At 71.1% G+C, this 21,501-nt stretch carries 18 protein-coding genes; 8 read left to right on the top strand and 10 right to left on the bottom strand.

Annotated features, from left to right (window positions below; genetic code table 11):
• Nucleotides 1-13 precede the first annotated feature (13 nt).
• Both ACFPIJ_RS49825 and ACFPIJ_RS49820 read left to right on the top strand, forming a co-directional pair.
• Nucleotides 14-1,636 carry a PQQ-binding-like beta-propeller repeat protein gene (locus tag ACFPIJ_RS49825; RefSeq protein ID WP_380126499.1) on the top strand — a complete coding sequence of 541 codons (1,623 nt, stop codon included), beginning with the start codon at nucleotides 14-16 and terminating at the stop codon, nucleotides 1,634-1,636.
• 631 nt (nucleotides 1,637-2,267) lie between these two features.
• Nucleotides 2,268-2,942 (top strand): serine hydrolase, encoded by a 675-nt coding sequence (locus ACFPIJ_RS49820; protein WP_380126498.1) that lies wholly within the window; start codon nucleotides 2,268-2,270, stop codon nucleotides 2,940-2,942.
• Nucleotides 2,943-2,962: 20 nt separating this feature from the next.
• Here the strand turns inward: ACFPIJ_RS49820 and purH are convergent, their stop codons facing one another.
• The gene (gene purH, locus ACFPIJ_RS49815; RefSeq protein WP_380126497.1) at nucleotides 2,963-4,495 is read right to left on the bottom strand and encodes a bifunctional phosphoribosylaminoimidazolecarboxamide formyltransferase/IMP cyclohydrolase; all 1,533 of its coding nucleotides are present in this window, start codon (nucleotides 4,493-4,495) and stop codon (nucleotides 2,963-2,965) included.
• Nucleotides 4,488-5,099 carry a phosphoribosylglycinamide formyltransferase gene (gene purN / locus ACFPIJ_RS49810; RefSeq protein WP_380126496.1) on the bottom strand — a complete coding sequence of 204 codons (612 nt, stop codon included), beginning with the start codon at nucleotides 5,097-5,099 and terminating at the stop codon, nucleotides 4,488-4,490. The genes purH and purN overlap by 8 nt, the downstream gene beginning before the upstream one ends.
• Nucleotides 5,100-5,310: 211 nt before the next feature.
• Here purN and ACFPIJ_RS49805 point away from each other — a divergent pair, with 211 nt between their 5' ends.
• A complete protein-coding gene (locus ACFPIJ_RS49805; RefSeq protein WP_380126495.1) occupies nucleotides 5,311-5,889 on the top strand; it encodes a DUF4190 domain-containing protein in 579 nt (192 codons plus the stop codon).
• A gap of 162 nt (nucleotides 5,890-6,051) precedes the next feature.
• Here the strand turns inward: ACFPIJ_RS49805 and ACFPIJ_RS49800 are convergent, their stop codons facing one another.
• The 4 genes from ACFPIJ_RS49800 to ACFPIJ_RS49785 all read right to left on the bottom strand — a co-directional run bounded on the left by ACFPIJ_RS49800 (nucleotide 6,052) and on the right by ACFPIJ_RS49785 (nucleotide 10,266).
• Complete coding sequence (locus tag ACFPIJ_RS49800) at nucleotides 6,052-7,353, bottom strand: cell division protein PerM (protein ID WP_380126494.1); 1,302 nt, start codon at nucleotides 7,351-7,353, stop codon at nucleotides 6,052-6,054.
• 60 nt (nucleotides 7,354-7,413) lie between these two features.
• Nucleotides 7,414-8,301, bottom strand: a complete 888-nt coding sequence (gene sucD, locus ACFPIJ_RS49795; protein WP_380126493.1) for a succinate--CoA ligase subunit alpha — start codon at nucleotides 8,299-8,301, stop codon at nucleotides 7,414-7,416.
• A gap of 5 nt (nucleotides 8,302-8,306) precedes the next feature.
• Nucleotides 8,307-9,482: an ADP-forming succinate--CoA ligase subunit beta gene (sucC, locus tag ACFPIJ_RS49790; protein ID WP_380126492.1), complete on the bottom strand. Its 1,176-nt coding sequence runs from the start codon at nucleotides 9,480-9,482 to the stop codon at nucleotides 8,307-8,309.
• Between the two features lie 379 nt (nucleotides 9,483-9,861).
• On the bottom strand, nucleotides 9,862-10,266 hold the full coding sequence (locus ACFPIJ_RS49785; protein ID WP_380126491.1) for a cobalamin B12-binding domain-containing protein: 405 nt from the start codon (nucleotides 10,264-10,266) through the stop codon (nucleotides 9,862-9,864).
• Between the two features lie 298 nt (nucleotides 10,267-10,564).
• On the opposite strand from ACFPIJ_RS49785, the gene ACFPIJ_RS49780 reads away from it, so the two are divergent.
• Nucleotides 10,565-11,245: a M23 family metallopeptidase gene (locus ACFPIJ_RS49780; RefSeq protein WP_380126490.1), complete on the top strand. Its 681-nt coding sequence runs from the start codon at nucleotides 10,565-10,567 to the stop codon at nucleotides 11,243-11,245.
• Between the two features lie 714 nt (nucleotides 11,246-11,959).
• Here the strand turns inward: ACFPIJ_RS49780 and pcrA are convergent.
• Nucleotides 11,960-14,368, bottom strand: a complete 2,409-nt coding sequence (gene pcrA / locus ACFPIJ_RS49775) for a DNA helicase PcrA (protein WP_380126489.1) — start codon at nucleotides 14,366-14,368, stop codon at nucleotides 11,960-11,962.
• On the opposite strand from pcrA, the gene ACFPIJ_RS49770 reads away from it, so the two are divergent.
• Both ACFPIJ_RS49770 and ACFPIJ_RS49765 read left to right on the top strand, forming a co-directional pair.
• Nucleotides 14,367-14,891, top strand: a complete 525-nt coding sequence (locus ACFPIJ_RS49770) for a chorismate mutase (protein ID WP_308442021.1) — start codon at nucleotides 14,367-14,369, stop codon at nucleotides 14,889-14,891. The genes pcrA and ACFPIJ_RS49770 overlap by 2 nt on opposite strands.
• A gap of 152 nt (nucleotides 14,892-15,043) precedes the next feature.
• Complete coding sequence (locus ACFPIJ_RS49765) at nucleotides 15,044-15,772, top strand: PIG-L deacetylase family protein (RefSeq protein WP_380126488.1); 729 nt, start codon at nucleotides 15,044-15,046, stop codon at nucleotides 15,770-15,772.
• 88 nt (nucleotides 15,773-15,860) lie between these two features.
• Here the strand turns inward: ACFPIJ_RS49765 and ACFPIJ_RS49760 are convergent, their stop codons facing one another.
• From ACFPIJ_RS49760 to ACFPIJ_RS49750, 3 genes are all read right to left on the bottom strand, one after another.
• Complete coding sequence (locus ACFPIJ_RS49760) at nucleotides 15,861-16,940, bottom strand: thioester domain-containing protein (RefSeq protein WP_380126487.1); 1,080 nt, start codon at nucleotides 16,938-16,940, stop codon at nucleotides 15,861-15,863.
• A 151-nt stretch (nucleotides 16,941-17,091) separates the two neighbouring features.
• Entirely contained in the window at nucleotides 17,092-17,745 is a 654-nt protein-coding gene (locus tag ACFPIJ_RS49755) for a response regulator (RefSeq protein WP_203845162.1), read from the bottom strand.
• The gene (locus ACFPIJ_RS49750; protein WP_380126486.1) at nucleotides 17,745-18,971 is read right to left on the bottom strand and encodes a PspC domain-containing protein; all 1,227 of its coding nucleotides are present in this window, start codon (nucleotides 18,969-18,971) and stop codon (nucleotides 17,745-17,747) included. Before ACFPIJ_RS49750 ends, ACFPIJ_RS49755 begins: the two co-directional genes overlap by 1 nt.
• 159 nt (nucleotides 18,972-19,130) lie before the next feature.
• On the opposite strand from ACFPIJ_RS49750, the gene ACFPIJ_RS49740 reads away from it, so the two are divergent.
• Together ACFPIJ_RS49740 and ACFPIJ_RS49735 are read left to right on the top strand one after the other, a co-directional pair.
• On the top strand, nucleotides 19,131-21,233 hold the full coding sequence (locus tag ACFPIJ_RS49740; protein WP_465252345.1) for a PspC domain-containing protein: 2,103 nt from the start codon (nucleotides 19,131-19,133) through the stop codon (nucleotides 21,231-21,233).
• Entirely contained in the window at nucleotides 21,230-21,466 is a 237-nt protein-coding gene (locus ACFPIJ_RS49735) for a hypothetical protein (RefSeq protein ID WP_380126484.1), read from the top strand. Before ACFPIJ_RS49740 ends, ACFPIJ_RS49735 begins: the two co-directional genes overlap by 4 nt.
• Nucleotides 21,467-21,501: the final 35 nt, after the last annotated feature.

The raw sequence follows: 21,501 nt of genomic DNA, 5'->3' as shown, positions 1-21,501 counted from the left end.
CATCCTGTTCCTCGTGAATCTCTCGCGCTCCGCAGCGCGTCCCGCTGGCCGCTTCGCCGTGCGTCCGGTCATCCGCGGGACCGGGCTCGTCGCCGTGGTCGCCGGCATCGCCGCCGTCGTCACCGGCCTCGCGCTGCCCTGGACCCTGTCCGGCAGCCGCCACCCCGACGGGGTGACGATCGCCGGCATCGTGTTCCTCGGGCCGCTGCTCAGCGGGCTCTGCGTGGCTTATGCACGCACCGAGCCGCGCCGGTTCCGGCTGACCGCCGCCGTCGCGGCCGTGGCCGGGCTCGCCGCGACCCTCGTCGCCATCGGCCTCGCCCGGCTGGTCGAGCCCAGCGCCGGCGTCGGCCTGGGCGGCCCGGTCACCGTCGCCGGCGCGGCCGCCCTCACCCTCGGCTGGCTGCTGGCCGCCATCGGCGGCCCCGGCGCGCTGCCGGGATCGGCCCGGCCCTGGCTCACGGTTGCCGCGACCGTGGTGGTGCTGGCAGTCGTCGCCGGGTTCGCCGTGGACTACGCCCGCGAGGGCCGCTTCGTCGACGCCACGACCGCCGGCGATCCGCCCACCGCCGCAGGCGACCAGACCTGGCCACTGCCGTATGTCGGGGTGCAACTCGTCGGGGTCCACGATCAGCTGGCGATCGTGCGGGCCGAGGACGGCGTCCGGGCCGTGTGGCTGGCCAGCGGCGCCATCGCGTGGCGCTACCTGCGCTCCGACCTGCCGACCCAGACCGCCGGCCTGGTCGACGGCCCGGCCGGCGGCACCGTCGTCGTGGTCTTCGGCACCGACGACGGCGTGCTCGTCACGGCGCTGGACGCCGGCAGCGGGCAGGTCCGGTTCACCGCGCGGTACCAGGCCGGGAAGATGGCCTCCGTCCACGGCGCCGGCCGCACCGTCGTCCTCGCCGGCTCGGGCATCGGCGCCGGCGACCTGCTCGGCATCGACGCCACCGCCGGCACCCTGCTGTGGCGGTGGACCCCCGCCCGCAACGGCGGCCCCTGCGACGTCACCGACCTCGCCACCACCGCCGAGACCGTCGCGGTCGCCCTGCGCTGCCGCGCCCAGGGCGTCGACGACGTCGCCGTCGGCCTGACCGCCACCACCGGCGCCGAGCGCTGGTCCTGGCACACCATCCAGCGCAGCCCCACCGAGCTGCGCATCTACGCCACCGGCGACGGCTTCGTCACCGTCACCGGCGCCTCCCCCCGCCGCGCCGTCTACATGGACGCGGACACCGGCACCGTCGGCAACCGCCACGATGCTGCCGGCGCCCTGGCCGTCCCAGCCGCCGGCGGCCTCCTGCTCTACGCCGAGCCCAGCGGCGAGCGCGCCCACCTCACCGCCGTCGACGTCCGCACCGGCGCCGTCAAGTGGGACGTCGGGCTGCCGGGCCTCGGCTCCTACCAGCCCCTCGCCGCCACCACCGCCGCCGACAAGGCCTACATCCTGTGGCGCGGCCCGGACGGCCGCCTCCGCCTCATCGGCGCCCGCACCACGGACGGCGGCTCCACCGAGGACCGCACGATCGCCTGCACGACCCGCTGCCCGGAGGTCGCCCTGGCCGCCACCACCACCCACGCCGTCGTGACCACCAGGGAGGAGAAGGCCACGGAGCTGTTCCTGAGCGTCACCTGACCCACCTCTCACCGGTCGGCACGGGACCAGGCATCCGGCTCGGCGCCGACCCAGCGTAGGCGGGCGGCGACATCCCGTCTGCTCAGCGCCGTCGCCCCGGCGGGACCGGTCTGGGCGCCGTTCACCGCGGGCCGCACCGCCGTGACCCGCGGCAGTCCCGGCGGCCCGGAACCATCCGAGCGGCCCAGAGCCATCCGAGCGGCCCGGAGCCATCCGAGCGGCCCGGAACCATCCGAGCAGCCCAGAGCCACGTCTGGCACACGGCTTCGAGCAGCGGCAGGACCACGCAGGACCCAGAACAGGTCGCGCCGAGCGGTGGCCTTGCCGCCAAACGTCGCCGCCGTCCCAAGGTTGATCGTGCCGTTACAGTTCGTGGGTGTCCGTCCGGCAGTGGCTAGTCGCCCTTCTCACCATCATCACGCTCGCCGCCTGCGGTAGCGACAAAAGCGACCAACCAGCACAAAACGCCGAACCGGCGGCGCAAGCGCCTACCGAAAGTGCGTCGCAAAACAGCGCGTTGGGCGAAAATCCGACAAAAACCGCGAGCGGCGCGCCGAGTCAAAGCCCCGCCAAAGGCGGAGCAGACCAGGCGGCGGCGTTCGTCAAGCAGCAGCCCGGCACTCTCGGCATCGTGGTCCGCGACCGGCAGACCGGCGCGGTGTGGAAGGCGGGCAACACCACCGCCACCACCTGGACCGCGTCGACGATCAAGCTGGCGATCGCCACCGACCTGCTCGAACGGCACCGGCAGCAGACCATCGCGCTGGACGCCACCGACCGCGCCAACCTCGACAAGGCGCTCATCAACTCCGACAACGACGCGGCGACCGCGTTGTGGAACCGCTACGACGGGCCGGGGATGCTCGGCCGGTTCCAGCAGCGGTTCGGCATGAAGACCCTGAGTGTGGTCCCGGGCTACGACGCGTTCTGGCGGAACCTGCGGTGCAGCGCCGAGGACCTGCAGGCGTTGATGGGCTACGTGCTGGACAAGCTCGACCCGACCGACCGCGCCTACCTGGTCAAGACGCTGCGCAACGTCGCCGGCAACCAGCGCTGGGGGGTCTGGGCCGCCGGCAGCGGGCTGAGCCCGGGCAACAAGGACGGCTGGGCGCAGAAGCCGGTCAACGGCCGGACGGTGTGGGTCACGCACACGGTCGGGTTCGCGGGTCCCGGCGAGCGATACGTGGTGGCCGCCATGTACGAGCAGGGCGCGAGCGGCACCCTCGACAAGGGCGCCCATGCCGTGAGCGACGCGGTGGCGACGTACTTCGGGGCCCCCGTACCGGCGAAGATCACAACGCCGTAGAGGGCCCCCGAAGCAGCGACCTAGTGGTAGAAGTGCCGCGTGCCGGTGAGGTACATCGTCACCCCGGCGGCGCGGGCCGCCTCGATGACCTCCTCGTCGCGGATCGAGCCGCCCGGCTGCACGATGGCGGTGACGCCGGCCTCGATCAGGCCCTGCGGGCCGTCGGCGAAGGGGAAGAACGCGTCGGAGGCGGCCACGGAGCCGGCGGCCCGGTCGCCGGCGCGGGAGACCGCGAGGCGCACGGAGTCGACCCGGTTGACCTGGCCCATGCCGACGCCGACGGTCGCGCCGCCGGAGGCGAGCAGGATCGCGTTGGACTTGACCGCGCGCACGGCCCGCCAGGCGAACTCGAGGTCCCGCTTGACCTCGGGCGACGCCTCCGAACCCGTGACGAGCTTCCAGTTCGCCGGGTCGTCGCCGGCTGCGTCGATGCGGTCGGCGGCCTGGACCAGGACGCCGCCGGAGACCTGCCGGGACTCGACCGCGGCCGGGGTCCAGGCCGGGGCCTGCAGCACCCGCAGGTTCTTCTTGGCGGTGAGGACGGCGACCGCGCCCTCCTCATACGCGGGAGCCACCACGACCTCGGTGAAGATCTCGCTGATCTGCTTCGCCAGGTCGACGGTGACGGGGGCGTTGACGGCGATCACCCCGCCGAACGCGCTGACCGGGTCGCACGCGTGCGCCTTGCGGTGCGCGTCGGCCACGTCGGCGCCGATCGCGATGCCGCACGGGTTGGCGTGCTTGATGATCGCGACGCAGGGCTCGGTGAAGTCGTGCGCGGCGCGCCAGGCGGCGTCGGCGTCGACGTAGTTGTTGTAGGACATCTCCTTGCCGCCGAGCTGCTCGGCCTGGGCGAGCCCGGGCGCGGCAGCCGGATCCACGTACAGCGCGGCCGGCTGGTGCGGGTTCTCCCCGTACCGCAGCGTGGCGGAACGACGCAGCGCCGTACCCGAAAAGTCCGAAGTATCGCGAGCAAACCACGCAGCAACAGCAACGTCATACTCGGCGATGTGCGCAAAAGCGACACCGGCCAACGAACGCCGCTCGTCCAGCGAGAAGCCTCCCGCCGCCAGAGCCGCGATCACGTCACCGTACGAAGCAGGCGACGTCACCACCGCCACGCTGGGGAAGTTCTTCGCCGCGGCCCGCACCATCGCCGGCCCGCCGATGTCGATCTGCTCCACGCACTCGTCGTCGGACGCACCCGACGCGACCGTGTCGGTGAACGGATACAGGTTGGACACGAGCAGCTCGAACGGCTCGATCGACAGCTCGGCCAGCTGCGCGGCGTGCGTCTCGAGCCGCAGGTCCGCAAGCAGGCCGGCGTGGACCCGGGGGTGGAGGGTCTTGACCCTGCCGTCGAGCGTCTCGGGGAACCCGGTGAGCTGCTCGACCTTGGTGACCGGCAGGCCGGCCGCCTCGATGCGGGCCGCTGTCGAGCCGGTGGAGACGAGCTCGACGCCGGCGCCGGCGAGGGCGCGCGCGAGATCCTCCAGCCCGGTCTTGTCGTAGACGCTGATGAGCGCGCGCCTGATGGGACGGCGGTTAGCCACGACCCAACCTGACCTTTCGTTCGTTGACGGTCCAGCCTTCGCGGGCCATCCGGCCGACGGTGTCAACCAGCTGGCGGCGCTCGGCCACCTTGATCCGTTCGAGGAGCGTGTCCTCGGTGTCGTCGTCGAGGACGGGCACCGCGACCTGCGCGATGATCGTCCCGGTGTCGACGCCGCTGTCGACGAAGTGCAGCGTGGCGCCGGCGAGTTTCACCCCGTAGGCGAGGGCGTCCCGCGGCCCGTGCATGCCCGGAAACGCCGGGAGCAACGCATTGTGCGTATTCACATAACGGCCCTCGAACGAGGCGAGGAACCGCGGGCCGACGAGTTTCATGAAGCCGGCCGAGACGATCAGGTCGGGCGCGAACCCCTCGCACGACGCCGTCAGGGAAGCGTCCCAGTCGTCCCGGGTCGCGAAATCACGGACGGCCGTCACAAAGGTCGGCACATCATGCTTGGCCGCCCTGGTGAGCCCTTCGATGTCGGGCCGATCGGCACCGACGGCGACGACCGACGCACCATAGGAAGGGTCGGCGGCGGCATCGAGCAGCGCCTGCAGATTGGAACCGGAACCGGACACGAGCACGACAAGCCGAACGGTCACCGTAAAACTCTACCGACCGGGTCAGCCCTGCTCAGCGCCGGGCCGGGCGACATATAGCAGCAAATCAGGCATGCTGCCGATGTTCCACCGTTCCGGCACTGCGAAGACTCGACCCTGACCAGTACGCTGCCAAAGTTCCGTATCCCCCTCGGGACTACCCTGATGCAAAACGCGTCTCGATGAGTTGTCCCCAGCCTTAGGAGCCATCGCAATGGGCTACCCACCACAGGGCCAGGATCCGTACGGGCAGCAGCAGCCGTACCAGGACCCCTACGGTCAGCAGCCGCAGTACGGGCAGCAGCCCCAGTACGGGCAGCCGCAGCAGCCGGACCCCTACGCCCAGCCTCAGCAGCCGGCGTACCAGGACCCGTACGCGCAGCCGCAGCAGCCCGCCTACCAGGACCCCTACGCGCAGCAGCCGCCGGTGTCCGGCCAGCCGTATCCGACCTCGGGCGGTGGCTACCCGACCTCCGGTGGCGCCTACCCGGCCGGCGGCTACCAGCAGCCCGGCTACGGCCAGCCGCAGCAGCAGAACACGCTCGGCCTCGTCTCGATGATCCTCGGCATCGTGTCGATCCCGCTCGCCTGCTGCTACATCGGTGTCCTGCTCGGTGCCGCGGCGATCGTGCTCGGCTACCTCGGCCAGCAGAAGGTCAAGCAGGGCCTCGCCAACAACGGCGGCATGGCGCTCGCGGGCATCATCACCGGCGCCGTCGGCGTCGTCATCGAGATCAGCTTCTGGGTCCTCTACGCCGCCGGCATGGCCAGCGGCTGGTTCACCGTTTACTAGACCCCACGCTGAGCCCAACGCAATCGCCCGGTTCGCTGTTCGCAGCGGCCGGGCCTTTTGCGTTTTTTCATTTGGTACCCCTACCGCAAGGCGCTGTGACATCGCTGACGCGAAGGTGACCAGCCATCTGCCCAACCGCTTCGCCGTGACGACGGGCAAACGTCAGGGCGTGACCTGCCGGACCCGCAGCGCGATCTTCGTGGCGGCCGTCGCCAGCACCGTGCCGATCGTCACCATCAGCATCGCCACGAAGCCGACCGCCCCCGCATTCGGCCCGACCTGCTCCAGGCCGCCGCCGCCGACCGACCCGCTCGCCGCGACCGACACGAGCCCCAGCAGCAGCCCCGCGACCGGCCCGGCCAACGCGGCCGCGCCGAGCAACGGCACCCAGCCCCGCGCCGGGTCGTTGCGCAGCGACCGGCGGGCCAGCAGCCAGCCGGCGATCAGCGCCGCCGCCAAGGGCAGCCCGAGCAGCAACGGCGCCCAGCCGGTCGCGGGCGTCGACGGCAGCCCGGCCAGCAGCGGCACCGCGGGCAGCCGGCCCATCGACACCTCGGCCGCGCTGATCGTCGTCTCCGCGCCGACGTGGAACCCCGGCCCGACCAGGTAGCTGGCGCTCCACGTGGCGACGTCGGGGGTGTAGAAGCCGCACAGCACGACGAGGCCGACCTGCCCCGCCACGCCGGTGTGATAGTCGTCGATGATCTGACCGGCGTCACCACCGCTGACCGCGATCGCCATCCCGGCGACGGCGGCGCCGGCACCGAGGATGAGCAGCGCGGCGACCGTGCCCGTGCGGGTCGCGTCACGCAGCACCGCGGGCAGCCGGCCGGCGAGCCGGGCAACGCCGCGGGCCTCGACGAACGCGCCGAGTCCCCCGGCCACCAGGCCGAACCCGGCGAAGGTGCAGCCCGCCCGCACGACGGAGACCTCCACGCCCCGGTGCCCGGCGACGAGCGCGGTGACGGCGCCGAGCAGCCCGTACACGACGGCGACGCACCCTCCGGCACGCGCCGCGGGCCATGGCGTCCAGGTCCCACCGGTGGGGCGGGCCCGGGCGCCGACGGCGCGGGCAGTGTGGACCCCGGCCCGGTAGACCCGCCAGGCGGCGACGGCGGTCAGGGCGAGCGGCGCGAGGGACACCGGACCGATCCCGGTGTCCAGCGGGACCCAGTGCGCGAGCAGCCAGCCGGCCGAGCCGACGCGCAGGATCTGCCAGAGAGGGGCGCCGGAGCTGTCCATGGCGTGCAGCAGCCAGACCACGACAAGGGCCGGCACGAGCGTGACGAGGGCAGCCCACAGCGTGGTGACGGTGGCGGCGAGGATCAGCGGGGCACGCCGGGCAGGGCGACGGCCCGGGGGGCGGCCCCGGGTGGAGCGCCGCTGGATCGGCAGGCGGACGGTCTCCCGGTCGGCCAGCCGTGTCGGGGCCCCGTCGTCTGGTTCCTCTGGGGTGGTCGGCATCGCTCTTACTCTGTCAAAGAGAGGACGGCCGGTCACTCACCCCGGCCGTCCCAAATCTCTTTACAGCGCCTTGACGAGATCGCGCATCAGGTTGGCGGTCTCGGTGGGGGTCTTGCCGACGCGGACGCCGGCGGCCTCCAGCGCGAGCTTCTTCGCGTCGGCGGTGCCCGCCGAGCCGGAGATGATCGCACCGGCGTGCCCCATGGTCTTGCCGGGCGGCGCGGTGAAGCCGGCGATGTAGCCGACGACCGGCTTGCGCACGCTGGCCTTGATGAAGTCGGCCGCACGCTCCTCGGCGTCGCCGCCGATCTCGCCGATCATGACGATCGCGGCGGTCTCCGGGTCGGCCTCGAACGCGGCGAGCGCGTCGATGTGCGTGGTGCCGATGACCGGGTCGCCACCGATGCCGATGCAGGTGGAGAAGCCGATGTCACGCAGCTCGTACATCATCTGGTACGTGAGCGTCCCCGACTTGCTGACCAGGCCGATCTTGCCCGGGCCGGTGATGTCGGCCGGGATGATGCCCGCGTTGGACTTGCCGGGGCTGGCGATGCCGGGGCAGTTGGGCCCGATCACCCTGGTCTTGCTGCCGCTGGACTGCAGGTGCGCCCAGAAGTTGGCCGTGTCGTGCACCGGCACACCCTCGGTGATGACCACCGCGAGGGGGATCTGCGCGTCGATCGCCTCGAGCGTCGCGGACTTGGTGCCCGCCGGCGGGACGAAGATGACGCTGGTGTCGGCGCCCGTCTGCTCGATGGCCTCGGCCACGCTGGCGAACACCGGCAACTTCGTGCCGTCGAAGTCGACCTGCGTGCCGGCCTTGCGCGGGTTGACGCCGCCGACGACGTCCGTGCCCGCGGCGAGCATCCGCCGGGTGTGCTTGGAGCCCTCGGCCCCCGTCATGCCCTGGACGATGACCTTGCTGGTCTCGGTCAGCCATACCGCCATGGTCGTTACACCCCACTCGCTGCGAGCTCGGCGGCGCGGCGGGCCGCACCGTCCATCGTGTCGACCCGCTCGATCAGCGGGTTGGCGGCGTCGTCGAGAATCCGGCGACCCTCTTCGGCGTTGTTGCCGTCGAGGCGGACCACGAGCGGCTTGGAGACCGCCTCGCCACGGTCCTTGAGCAGCTGCAGCGCCTGCACGATGCCGTTGGCGACGGCGTCGCAGGCGGTGATGCCGCCGAAGACGTTGACGAACACGCTCTTCACGTCCGGGTCGCCGAGCACGATCTCCAGCCCGTTGGCCATGACCTGGGCGCTGGCGCCACCGCCGATGTCCAGGAAGTTGGCCGGCTTGCTGCCGAGGCCCTCGCCCGCGTAGGCCACCACGTCGAGCGTCGACATGACCAGGCCCGCGCCGTTGCCGATGATGCCGACGTTGCCCTCGAGCTTCACATAGTTGAGGTTCTTGGCCTTCGCCGCCTGCTCGAGCGGGTCGGCGGCGGCCTTGTCCTCGAGCTCCTCGTGGTCCGCGTGGCGGAAGCCCGCGTTCTCGTCGAGGGTCACCTTCGCGTCGAGGCAGAGGACCGTGCCGTCCGTCGTCTTCGCGAGGGGGTTGACCTCGACCAGCGTGGCGTCCTCGGCGATGAACGCCTGCCACAGCTGGACCGCGATCGACACGACCTGGTCGGCGACGTCGGCGGGGAACTGCGCCTGCTCGACGATCGCGCGGGCGGTGGCCTCGTCGACGCCCTTGACCGCGTCGATCGCAACCTTGGCGACCTTCTCCGGCGCGTCGTGCGCGACGGTCTCGATCTCCATGCCGCCGGCGACGCTGGCGATGCACAGGAACGTGCGGTTCGCCCGGTCCAGCAGGTACGAGAAGTAGTACTCCTCGGCGATGTCGGCCGTGGTCGTGACCATCACCTTGTGGACCGTGTGGCCCTTGATGTCCATGCCCAGGATGTTGGTCGCGTGGCTGGTGGCCTCGTCGGCACCCTCGGCGAGCTTCACGCCGCCGGCCTTGCCTCGGCCACCGACCTTCACCTGGGCTTTGATGACAACCCGGCCGCCGAGTTCCTCGGCGATCGCACGGGCCTCTTCAGGGGTCTCGGCGACGCCGCCGCCCAGCACAGGCAACCCGTGCTTGGCGAAGAGGGCGCGCCCCTGGTACTCGTACAGGTCCACAGTGGTCCCGTTCCGTCAACCGTGCCGCCTGCCCCATCGCGAGGACGGCTCAACGCTCGCAGCCTAACCAGGTCTGAACAGGCTGCGACTTGGCGGGTGCACGGTGTGCCGGATTCCACAGCCGGTTCCCCTTTAGAGGTACACCGGGCCCAGCCGCGTAACCCCGTCCACGGACCGTCGTTGAGTGCAGTGTCGGCCCGCCCGCGCGGGTCACCCCGAGGGGTAGGGCCGGCACCAAAGGCGGCCGATGCCCTGTCGGTCGAGGGGTGGCGGCGGGGCATCGTGCGATAGAGAGGCCGGACGCGTGAGGGGTGCGTCCGGCCTCTCCCCCTTTTCCCGTTTCTTTCTTTTCGGCTCTTTTTACATATAGAGCCGTCGATCAGGCATGCGCCGTCACGATGTGCGCCTGCGCCCATTCCACGATCGACTGCGTGGTCGCCCCGGGCGTGAAGATCTTCTTGACCCCGAGCCGCTCCAGCTCCGGCAGGTCGTCGTCGGGAATGATGCCGCCACCGAACACCAGGATGTCATCGGCGCCACGCTCGGCGAGCAGCTCGATGACCTTCCGGAACAGCGTCATGTGCGCCCCGGACAGCACCGACAGGCCGACCGCGTCGGCGTCCTCCTGGATGGCGGTCTCCACGATCTGCTCCGGCGTCTGGTGCAGGCCCGTGTAGATGACTTCCATCCCGGCGTCCCGGAGTGCCCTGGCCACGATCTTGACGCCTCGGTCGTGCCCGTCGAGGCCGGGCTTGGCGATGACGACGCGGGTCCGCGCGCTCATCCTCACGGTCCTTCCCGTTTGGGCGCACCGCTCCGTTGCGGCACACCTCGGGCCGAAGGTACCGCATCGAACGTCCGCAACGACCTTGCGCACCCACAGTTACGCACAACCAACCCCCCGGGCACTCATTGCACCTACCGGCCTGTCGCTGCTTGTGGCGCGCATTCCACATTGGCTACGGTGACCTGCGGCTGAGCATTGCAATGCGTTTACGTTTCCGTCATATCGGAATTGCCGCCTTCGCCGGGACAGCCGGTTCATTTCGAACCTTCCCCGTGGGGCACCTGGGAGGTGACGCGTGGACGAAGCACCGCAGCGGCGCGGAGCCTACCGCGGCCGCCGCCGGGCCGAGTCGCCCCGCACCCGCTACGCCGCCGTGTTCACCACCGCCGTCGTCGGCGCCGGCATCGTCGCCCTCGGTGTGTCCACCGCCCTGCCCGAGCCGCGCAACGACCTGTCCCTGGAGGCCAGCGGCAACTTCGACGACGTCAGCGTCCGCGGCACCGACGACCGCGCCAGCCGCTCCCGCACCACCCCCATGTCGACGGTCAACATGCCCGCCCCCGACGTGTGGATCCTGCCGATGCAGCGCTACACCCTGACGTCCTTCTACGGCGAACGCTGGGGCCGCCTGCACCCCGGCGTCGACCTGGGCGCCCCCCAGGGCACCCCCTTCAACGCCGTCGCCGCCGGCAAGGTCATCCTCTGCCGCTGGAACGGCGGCTACGGCTACAACGTCATGATCGACCACGGCGGCGGCATCGTCACCGTCTACGGCCACGCCTCCAAGCTCCTGTGCAAGGAAGGCCAACTGGTGAAGGCGGGCGACCGGATCGCCCTCACCGGCAACACCGGCCACTCGTTCGGCGCCCACCTGCACTTCGAGGTCCGCGAGAACGACAAGCCGGTCGAGCCCCTGGCCTTCATGCGCAAACACGGCGTAGACATCCAGAAGCACACCGAGGACATCTACAACTAACCGCGAAGTCGCCCCCCATGGGCGCGAGGCACGCCGGGGCCGACGGACGCACTGCCGCGCAGGGCTCGCCGGCAAACGTGCTACTCCTTCGGTGCTCCAGCAGGGCCCACCGGCGATCGTCTTCTGTGTTCAGCCTGCCCCGGTCGTGATGCTCCGCCGTGATGCGGGCTCTCGATTGCCACCGGCTTCAAGAAATTCCAACAAATAACCCGAATCGGGACGCCAGCAGAGCCCGCATCGCAGGCTAACGATCTTGGCCGCGTGATCGAAGGCGCCGGCTGGTCGCGTGGACGACCACAGCGCTCCCGACCGTCCGCACGGCAACAACATCGGCGAAGAGATCTCCGCGGAAAGCATGAATGGGTGGAGCGTACGCACCCCTTGCGCTCCACACTTTTTCGCCGGAACGCCGAGTCGCCGGGTTCCAAGGGTGAATGCGGCGGTTCGTTCGTGATCCAAGACGCGACCCCGCGCAACACCGTCCACGCCACGCCGAACCCAGCCGCGCCATCCGCGCTGCACCATTCCGCCTGTCCGGGCTGAGTCCTGCCCAACCGAGCCGCACCGACCTCGCAGAGCCCAGCCGTCCACGCCGTCCGCACAGCGCCGAGCCGCCCTCACAGCGCCGCACCCAGCCGCGCAGCCCGTTCGTGCTCTGCCACCGCGCGGTGGCGGTCGTGCTGTGGTCGGTTGGTGTGGACTGGGTGGGGTGGGTCAGAGTTTGTCGATGGGCGCGTGGCGCAGGACGATCCACATCACCTGGTCGCCGAAGTCGACCTGGGCCTGGGCGCGGGGGCCCGCGCCTTCCACGGCCAGGACGCGGCCGAGGCCGTAGCGCTGGTGGTTGACGCGGTCGCCGACGGTCAGGGAGGGGACGTCGCGAGCGAGTTCGCTGGCGGTGGAGAGTTTGGAGGCGTCCAGGCCGAGTTTGGCGGCGAGCTGGGCTGCCTTCGGGGTGCCACCGACGAAGGAGGACGTGCGGGACTGGGCGGGGCCGGTGTTGCGGCCGCCGTGGCCACCGCCGCCGGACCAGCTCGTATACGCCGCGTCGGTGCGCTCCCACCGGACCAGCTCGGGTGGCAGCTCCTCGAGGAAGCGTGACGGCGGGTTGTATGCGGGCTGGCCCCAGGCGGAGCGGGTGACCGCGCGGGAGATGTAGAGGCGTTGGCGGGCCCGGGTGATGCCGACATAGGCCAGCCGGCGCTCCTCCTCCAGCTCCTTGCGGTCGCTCATGGAGCGCTGGTGCGGGAAGACGCTGTCCTCGAGGCCGGTGAGGAAGACGACCGGGAACTCGAGGCCCTTGGCGGTGTGCAGGGTCATGAGGGTGACGACGCCGGTGTGGTCGGGGTCGTCGGTGGGGATCTGGTCGGCGTCGGCGACGAGGGAGACCTGCTCAAGGAAGCCGGCGACGGTGGGCGGCGGGGCGGCGGTGGCGTCGCCCTGCTCGGCGGCGACGGCGATGGTGGCCTCGGCCCGCTCGGTGTATTCGCGGGCGACGCTGACCAGCTCCTGCAGGTTCTCGACCCGGCCGACCTCCTGCGGGTCGGTGCTCTCCTCCAGCTCACCCAGGTAGCCGGAGCGCTCGATGGCGGCCTCGAGGACCTCCTCGGGCAGGGCGGTCTCGGCGAGGGTGCGCAGCTCATCCAGCAACGCGACGAAGTCGCCGATCGCGTTGACGGCGCGGGTGGAGATGCCCGGGGCCTCGGCGGCGCGGCGCAGGGCGGCGCCGAAGGAGATGCGCTCGCGGGCGGCGAGGGCCTCGACGCACGCCTCGGCGCGGTCGCCGATGCCGCGGCGGGGGGTGTTGAGGATCCGGCGGACGCTGACGGTGTCGTCGTCGTTGACCACGGCGCGCAGGTAGGCGAGGGCGTCGCGAACCTCTTTGCGCTCGTAGAAACGGACGCCGCCGACGACCTTGTAGGGCAGGCCGAAGCGGATGAACATCTCCTCGAACACGCGGGACTGCGCGTTGGTGCGGTAGAAGACGGCGACGTCGGCGGGGCGGACGCCGGCGTTGTCGGAGAGCCGGTCGATCTCGCGGGCGACCCAGTCGGCCTCGGCGTGCTCGGTGTCGGCGACATAGCCGACGATCTGCTCGCCGGCGCCCTGGTCGCTCCACAGGCGCTTGGGCTTGCGCTCGGTGTTGCGGCCGATGACGGCGTTGGCGGCGGACAGGATCGTCTGGGTGGAGCGGTAGTTCTGCTCCAGCAGGATGGTGCGGGCGTCGGGATAGTCGCGCTCGAACTCGAGGATGTTGCGGATCGTGGCGCCGCGGAACGCATAGATCGACTGGTCGGCGTCACCGACGACGCACAGCTCGCCGGTGCTGCCGACGAGCTCCTTCACCAGCATGTACTGCGCGTGGTTGGTGTCCTGGTATTCGTCGACGAGGACGTGGCGGAACCGGCGGCGATAGGTCTCGGCGACCTCGGGGTGGCTCTGCAGCAGGTGCACCACGCGCATGATCAGGTCGTCGAAGTCGAGCGCGTGGGCCTCGGTGAGGCGCTGCTGATAGAGCGTGTAGGCCTCGGCGAGGGTCCGCTCGGCGGGGCCGACCGCCTTGGCGGTGAAGGCCTCGGGGTCGATCAGCTCGTTCTTCAGGTTGGAGACCTGCGCGGCCAGCCCGCGGGCCGGATAGCGTTTCGGGTCGAGGTCGAGCTCGCGGATCACGAGCTGCATGAGCCGGCGGGAGTCGTCGGCGTCATAGATCGAGAACGTCGACTTGAGACCCGCGTGGTCGTGCTCGGCCCGCAGGATGCGCACGCACGCCGAGTGGAACGTCGACACCCACATCAGCCGGGCGCGACCGCCGACGAGGTTGGCGACGCGCTCCTTCATCTCGCCGGCGGCCTTGTTGGTGAAGGTGATCGCGATGATCTCACCGGGGTGCACGGCACGGGCCGCGAGCAGATAGGCGATCCGGCTGGTCAGCACCTTGGTCTTGCCCGAGCCGGCGCCGGCGACGATGAGCAGCGGGGAACCCTCGTGGGTCACGGCGTCACGCTGCGGACCGTTGAGCCCGTCGAGCAGCGCCTCCGGATCGCGGCGGCGGGACGGCTGAGCCGGGGCGGAAGCGGTCACGCCGGCCGGCTCTGACTGGGGAAGATCGAAGAGAGCATGCATCGCACGGGCGAGTCTATGCCGACCCACTGACAGAAAACCGCCGGAGCACTTCACGTCGCCGAGAATCCCGTGCCATACTCGACGACGTGATCGAGCAGGTGCGGCCCTACTTTTTTTACGGCTCCGGGAGTCCGGCAGCCGTAGGTCGCGCCTGAACGCTGAACCTACCGACGCCCCGGGCTCCCGAGCCCGGGGCGTTCGCGTTCCCGGGGCGGGGCACCAGAGCCAGACTGACAAGGACGAGAGAATGGCCGCCATCACCATGGAGCAGCAGCCCGCCGCCGACGAGCACATCGCCGGCCTGCGTAACCGGATCGACGAGATCGACGCGGCGCTGGTCGCGCTCTGGAAGGAGCGCGCCGCGATCTCCCGCGAGGTCGGCGCGACCCGCGTCGCCGCCGGCGGCACCCGCCTGGTGCTGTCGCGCGAGCGGGAGATCCTGGAGCGCTTCTCCGCCGAGCTCGGCGCCGACGGCACCCAGCTGGCCCTGCTGATCCTCCGCGCCGGCCGCGGCCCCCTGTAGGCCCGAGCGGCCCGGTAGCCGAGCGGCCCGGTAGCCGAGCGGCCCAGGCAACACCCTGCAGACCGAGCGGCCCAAGTAAAAACCCCTGAACCCCGCAGACCAAGCGGGCCGCGCAGACCAAAAAGCCGACCGGACGCGATACAACAGGAAGCATGAGCTTCCCAAGATCGGCCACACCTCTGCAGGACGTGCAGCGCGTCCTCTGCGTGCTCGCGCACCCTGACGACGTCGACTTCGGCAGCGCCGGCACCGTCGCCGGCTGGGTCGACGCCGGGATCGAGGTCGGCTACCTGCTGGTGACGCGCGGCGACGCCGGCGGGTTCGACGACACCCCGCGGGAGCTGATGCCGGCCCTGCGGGAGGCGGAGCAGCGCGCGGCGGCCGCGGTCGTCGGGGTCAACCACGTCGAGTTCCTCGACGGGTACCACGACGGCATCCTGACGCCGTCGATCGAACTGCGGCGCGACATCACCGCGGCGATCCGCCGGTTCCGCCCCGACCGGGTGCTGACCAACTCGCCCCTGCGCCGCTGGGACCGTATCGCCGGCCCGAGCCACCCCGACCATCTGGCGGCCGGGGAGGCGGCCACGTGCGCGGTGTACCCGGACGCGCGCAACCCGTTCACCTTCACGGACCTCGACCTGCCCGCCTGGACGGTCCGCGAGATCTGGTACTCCGGCGGCCCCGATCCGGATCACGTGGTCGACATCACCGGCACGTACGAGCGCAAGCTCAAGGCCCTGCGGGCCCACGTGTCACAGACGTCCCACCTGGACGACCTCGACGGCCTGATGCGCCAGCGCCTGGCGGCCACGGCGAGCGCGGCGGGCCTCCCGGAAGGCACCCTCGCCGAGGCGTTCTCGGTGTTCCACACCGCCTGACAAACACACGGCCTGACAAACACACCGGCCTGACAAAACACACCGGGGCGGCCGCAGAAAGCGGCCGCCCCGGAGAGCACAACAAGCGTTACGCGACGAAGCGGACCCGCCGGCGGCGAACCACCAGCAGCAGCGCCACGCCACCCGCGACGAGCAGCGCACCAGCGGTGATCGCGCCGGTGAGCTTCACACCGGTCAACGGCAGGCTCGGCGGCGGCAGCGTCACGGTGGCCGTGGCCTTCGCCTCGAGCTTCGTGCCGGCGACACCCGCCAGGATGAGCTTCTGCGTCTTGTTCGGGTCCTGAGCGGTGACGAACATGCGGCCGATCGGCACGGAGCCGCTGCCCTTCGCCTCGATCGACACGGTGCCCGCGGCGTCGGCGACGACGTAGAACTTGCCGCCGTTCGGCAGCGAGGTGACGGGCTTGCCGTCGGCGTCGACGAGCTTGCCACCGGTGGCGGTGAGGTCGGCGGTGCCACCACCCGACACGATGGTGAACGGCCCGATCTTCTTGCCGGTCTCGCCGGCCAGCGTGGCCGGGTTGATCTCGAGCTTCGGCTGCGGGTCGGCGGCCGGGTTCTTCGACGCCTTCACGAGGTAGTCGCTGATCGCGACGATCACGGCGTACTGCTCCGGCGTGTTGCCCGTGTTGAAGCCTTCCTTCGACGGGCTGAGCGCGAAGAGGTCAGGGTCGGTGATCGTCCAGATGGCGCTCTGCGTGCCGGCGTAGACCAGCTTGTTGAGCAGCTCGGCGCTGACACCCTCGGGCTTGGTGCCCTTGGCGGCGGCGAGAAGCGCGTCGGCGCCCACGGTCGGGTACGCGTGGGTCAGCACCCACTGCACCTGGCCCAGCTCCGCCTCGGTGGGCGACGTGTTCCCGTTCTTCGACCACGGCGACTCGACATACGCGGTGTGCGTGATGTCGCGCGCGAAGTCGATGCAGTACGCGAGGACCGGCTCGGTCGAGCCGGCGACCTTGATGCCCAGGCGCGGGGCGGCGGTCTCGTGCGGCGTGCCGGACTTGTCCTTCAGGTTGATGACCTTGATCGCGGCGGCGTTGTCATCGATGTAGACCTGGGTGCCGGTGACGGTGTCGGCGAACGCGACGCCCGCCCCACTCAGAGCGACGGCACCCCCGACGAACACCGCTGCGGCCAGTCCGGCCATACGGGAAAGGTGTGACACGGTAACTGGACCACCTTTGACGAGGATCAGGGGGGACGCTCGTTTGTAGCGGTCGGAGACCCCTCCTGTCACCTCGCCAGTCACGCCAGTCACACCAGTCACACCGGTTTGTCCGGAAAAGCCATAGAAAAATTTAAACGAGTCGGCGATCCGCGGCCCAGCGCGACAGCTCATACCGGTTCGACATCTGCAGTTTGCGCAGGACATTCGACACGTGTGTCTCGACCGTCTTGATCGAGATGTAGAGCTCCTTCGCGATCTCCTTGTACGCGTACCCCCGCGCCAGCAGACGCAACACCTCCCGCTCGCGGTTGGTCAGCTGGTCCAGCTCCGGATCGGCGACCGGGGCGTCGGGCCGCGCGGCGAACGCGTCGAGCACGAACCCGGCGAGGCGCGGGCTGAACACCGCGTCGCCGTCGGCAACCCGGCGGATCGCGTCGGCGAGCTCGTCCGGCGAGATGGTCTTGGTGACGTACCCCCGCGCGCCGGCCCGGATCAGCCCGATGACGTCCTCGGCGGCGTCGGACACCGACAGCGCCAGGAACTTCACCTGCGGCCGGCTGCGGCGCATCGCGTCCAGGACGGCCCGCCCGCCGCCGTCGGGCATGTGCACGTCGAGCAGCACCACGTCGGGCTCCAGCGCGGTGATCTTCTGCACCGCCTCGGCGACCCCGCTCGCCTCGCCGATCACGTCGACGTGCACGCCCAGCTCGGCACGGACCCCCGCGCGGAACATGGCGTGGTCGTCGACCAGGAACACCCGCAGGCGCTGGGTCTCGTCAGTCATCACTTCTCCGTATCGATGGGCAGGCTCAACCGCACCTCGGTGCCGTCGCCCGGTGTGCTGCGGATCTCGGCCTTGCCCCCGTGCCGCTGCATGCGCGCGAGGATCGAACCGCGGACCCCGTGCCGGTCGGACTCCACGGCGGTGAGCTCGAAGCCGACGCCGCGGTCCCGGACGAACACGCTCACGCAGTCGGGCTCGACCTCCGCGTACAGCGAGACGGTCTCGACCTTGGCGTGCTTGGCCGCGTTGACCAGGGCCTCACGGGCGGCGGCGACGATCGCCGCGACCCGCTCGTCGACGTCGAGGTCGCCGACGACCACGGTCTCGACCGCGATCGCGAACGTGTCCTCGACCTCGGCCGACGCCTCCTCCAGGGCGGCGCCGAACTTCTCCGTCGGCGAGGCGGTCGGCTTGTAGAGCCAGTTGCGCAGGGTCCGCTCCTGGCCGCGGGCGAGGCGCTGGACCTCCTTGAGGTCACCGGCGTTGCGCTGGATCAGGGCGAGGGTGTGCAGCACCTGGTCGTGCACCATGGCGGCGAGCTCGGCCCGCTCCTGCTCGCGCACCCGCGCCTCGCGCTCGGTGCTGAGCTGGGTGAACATCCGGTACAGCAGCGGGGCGAGCGCCAGACCGACCCCGGCGAGGGCAACGGCGGCGAAGCCGAGCCCGTAGCCGATCGAGGCCAGGTTCGCGCCGGCGAGGGGCACCCCGGCGACGAAGGCACCGATGATGCCGACGACGACGAGCAGCCCGCCACCGATGAACCGCACGAGGTAGGACTTGCGGTTGTTGTCCATCACCGCGCCGAGCCATGGCATCCCCGGCACCGTCGCCGACCAGCGCTCACGGCGCTTCGGGTCCGCCTGGTGCCAGATGATGCCGGCGCCCAGCGCGATGACCGCGGCCAGCCAGCCGATCACCGACTGGATGCCGTCGCTGGGCTCCACCATGAGCACCAGCAGCACCATGCCGATGCCGAGCGCGAGGAACGAGAACAGCTGGTTGACGTTGCGCCGACCGGATCCCACGTGCGGCGGCATCGGCAGCACCGCCCAGAACGCGGCGTAGAGCAGCGCGCCGAGCCCCCAGAACGCGGCGAGCACCACGAACGCCACCCGGATCAGCACCACGGAGGCGCCCAGGTGCGCGGCGATGCCGGCGGCGACGCCCGCGACGACCCGGTCCGCGGGCTCGCGGTAGAGGCGGCGGATCGGCACGGGGCTGGTCATCAGGCTCGTTTCAACGCGTGGTCGGGTGAGGTCCCCCAGATCGTCACACGTGGACCGGCGCCTGGACCACTCCGAGCGACCCCGGAACCGGCAAATCAGGGTGGTGTCAGGGTCGATGCCTGAGGCGGACCAGCCGTCCCGTCAGCGAACATCAGTGGCATGACGAACCCGCCTGCCGCCGACGAGCCGGCGGCCGCACAAGCACATGCAGAAGATCAAAAGCCGGATGGTGTACGAGTGGAGCCCCGCTACGAGGCCGACTACCTGCCCGACTCCCCTGCCGACGCCGAACGGTCCGACCCGGTGAGCGATGCCCCCGTGAGTGCCGCCCCGGTCAGCGCCGCGCCCGCCGGCGTGGCTCCCGTGAGCGCGGTCCCGGTCAGCGCAGCACCCGTCAGCGCCGCGCCCGTCAGCGCCGCGCCCGTCAGCGCCGCGCCGGTGAGTGCCGAGCCGTCCAGCGCGCCGCCCGCCGGATCGCCGGTGTACACCGAGCCCACGTACATCGCCCCCACCTACGGCATGACCGCGTACCCGGCGTCCACGGACCTGGAGGACCCAGAGGACTCGGAGGCGCCCACCGTCCGGGCCGAGCCGCCCGAGGTCGACCTGACCAAGGCCGAGCGCGACGAGCCCCCGGCGGGTTCCGCGCCACCGCCACCCGGGCCGCCGCCCGGACCGCCCGGTGGCACCGGGCCGTTCGGACCGCCGCCCGGTGGCAATGGACCGTTCGGACCGCCGCCCGGTGGCAATGGACCGTTCGGACCGCCGCCCGGCGGGCCGGGCCCGGGTGGTCCGGGACCGTTCGGGACGCCCGGGGCGACGCCGTTCGGCAGCGGCTTCAACCGGGGCAACCTCGTGCGCCCCCAGCAGGGCCGCTACGTCGCCGGCGTCTGCGCCGCGATCGGCCGGGCCACCAACACCGACCCGACCCTGTGGCGGGTCATCTTCGCCGTGCTCACGCTCGCCGGCGGGATCAGCATCGTCGCGTACCTGCTGGGCTGGCTCCTGCTGCCCGCCGAGGGCGACACCGGCTCCCCGCTCGAGGCCCTGCTCGGCCGCGGCCGGTCGACGACCTCGGCGCCCCTCGCCATCGTGATCGGCGTCGGCGCGGTGCTGGCGTTCCTCCTGGTGATGTCGCGCAACGTCGGCCCCGCCGCGGTCGGCCTGGCCGTGGTCATCGGCGTGGTCGCGCTGCTCGTGCGCGGGCAGGGCAACCTCCTCGGCGCCCCGCAGGGCAACCAGCCGGGCGGCGGCGCGCCCGGGACCCCGCCCGGGCCGTTCGTGCCGCCGCCGGCCCCGGCCACGACACCGTTCCCGCCGTCGGTGCCCCCGTTCCAGTCGAGCACGCCGCCGTTCCAGGCGGCCGCCACCGGTCCGGCCGGGGCACCATCCGTGCACCCGGCGTGGCTGCAACACCAGGCAGCCGTGACGCCACCTCCGGTCCCCCCCGCACCGACGCGGCCGGCCATGACGCCTCCGGTGCCGCCACTGCCGCCGTTGCCGCCCCTCGCGCCGGCCGGCTACCGGCCGCCGTTCGCGCCACACGGGCCGTTCGGCAACCGGAGCCCCTACGCGGCGTCGCTCGGCTACCCGGCCGGCATGCCGGGGTCGCCGTATCCGGGGCTCGCCCCGAAACCGCCGAAGCCGCCGAAGGTGCGCTCCCGCCTCGGCCGGGTGATCTTCTCGCTGATCTGCGTGTCGCTGGGCGTGCTCGCCGCGTTCGAGGTGACCACGGCAAACTTCCTGGTCAGCACGTATTTCGCGGTGCCGCTCGCGGTCGTCGCGCTCGGCCTGATCGTCGGCGCGTGGTTCGGCCGGGCCCGGCTCATGATCCTGCTCGGGGTTCTGCTGAGCATCGCCCTGGCGATCTCGACCGCGTCGACGGGCGAGGACATCGGCCGGCCGCAGCGCATCGAGAACATCAACCTCAACCCGACCTCGGTCAAGCAGCTCGACCGTGACTACCGCACCGACATCGGCGACATCAACGCCGACCTGTCCGGGGTCGACTTCAGCGGCGAGAACACCGACCTCGAGTTCCGGATCGACCTCACCGGCAACATGCGCATCACCCTGCCGCCGAACGTGGACGTCACCGTCGAGGTCCGCGTCGAGGGCGGCGACTGCCACATCCTGGGCCGCGAGTGCGGCGGGTTCAACCAGAACAACGAGTTCACCGACACCGGGACCGACGGCGTCGGCGGCGGCGAACTGCACCTCAACCTCTACCTTCGTTACGGCAACCTGGAGGTGACCCGGTGAAGCCGCACCGCACCGATGGCCTCTCCCTCACGTTCGGCCTGATCTTCCTCGGCATCGTGATCGTCTGGCTGTTCAACCAGACGTCCACGGTCAACCTCAACGCCGGCTGGATCGTCGCCGTCGGACTGATCGTCTTCGGGCTGCTGGGACTGCTCGGAGCCCTGCGATCCGACAAAAACGACAAACCTTCGAGTTCGGTGCCGGCGTCGCGCGACGAGGACGACTTGGACTAGACACGGAATATGCTGGGCCGGCGGGACACGCTTTC

The sequence above is a fragment of the Dactylosporangium cerinum genome (assembly GCF_042653625.1).
GTDB classification, from domain to species: domain Bacteria; phylum Actinomycetota; class Actinomycetes; order Mycobacteriales; family Micromonosporaceae; genus Dactylosporangium; species Dactylosporangium cerinum.
Note: the sequence above shows the minus strand (reverse complement) of the source record. Positions and strands in the feature narration are given on the sequence as shown.

What these genes read in the sequence shown, in the direction of transcription:
- ACFPIJ_RS49800 (WP_380126494.1), bottom strand. Translation starts at nt 7,353, where the DNA reads ATGCCGACCACCCCAGAGGAACCAGACGACGGGGCCCCGACACGGCTG.
- ACFPIJ_RS49760 (WP_380126487.1), bottom strand. Translation starts at nt 16,940, where the DNA reads ATGGCCGGACTGGCCGCAGCGGTGTTCGTCGGGGGTGCCGTCGCTCTG.
- ACFPIJ_RS49785 (WP_380126491.1), bottom strand. Translation starts at nt 10,266, where the DNA reads ATGAGCGCGCGGACCCGCGTCGTCATCGCCAAGCCCGGCCTCGACGGG.
- ACFPIJ_RS49765 (WP_380126488.1), top strand. Translation starts at nt 15,044, where the DNA reads ATGAGCTTCCCAAGATCGGCCACACCTCTGCAGGACGTGCAGCGCGTC.
- ACFPIJ_RS49755 (WP_203845162.1), bottom strand. Translation starts at nt 17,745, where the DNA reads ATGACTGACGAGACCCAGCGCCTGCGGGTGTTCCTGGTCGACGACCAC.
- ACFPIJ_RS49740 (WP_465252345.1), top strand. Translation starts at nt 19,131, where the DNA reads ATGACGAACCCGCCTGCCGCCGACGAGCCGGCGGCCGCACAAGCACAT.
- pcrA (WP_380126489.1), bottom strand. Translation starts at nt 14,368, where the DNA reads ATGCATGCTCTCTTCGATCTTCCCCAGTCAGAGCCGGCCGGCGTGACC.
- sucD (WP_380126493.1), bottom strand. Translation starts at nt 8,301, where the DNA reads ATGGCGGTATGGCTGACCGAGACCAGCAAGGTCATCGTCCAGGGCATG.
- ACFPIJ_RS49805 (WP_380126495.1), top strand. Translation starts at nt 5,311, where the DNA reads ATGGGCTACCCACCACAGGGCCAGGATCCGTACGGGCAGCAGCAGCCG.
- ACFPIJ_RS49750 (WP_380126486.1), bottom strand. Translation starts at nt 18,971, where the DNA reads ATGACCAGCCCCGTGCCGATCCGCCGCCTCTACCGCGAGCCCGCGGAC.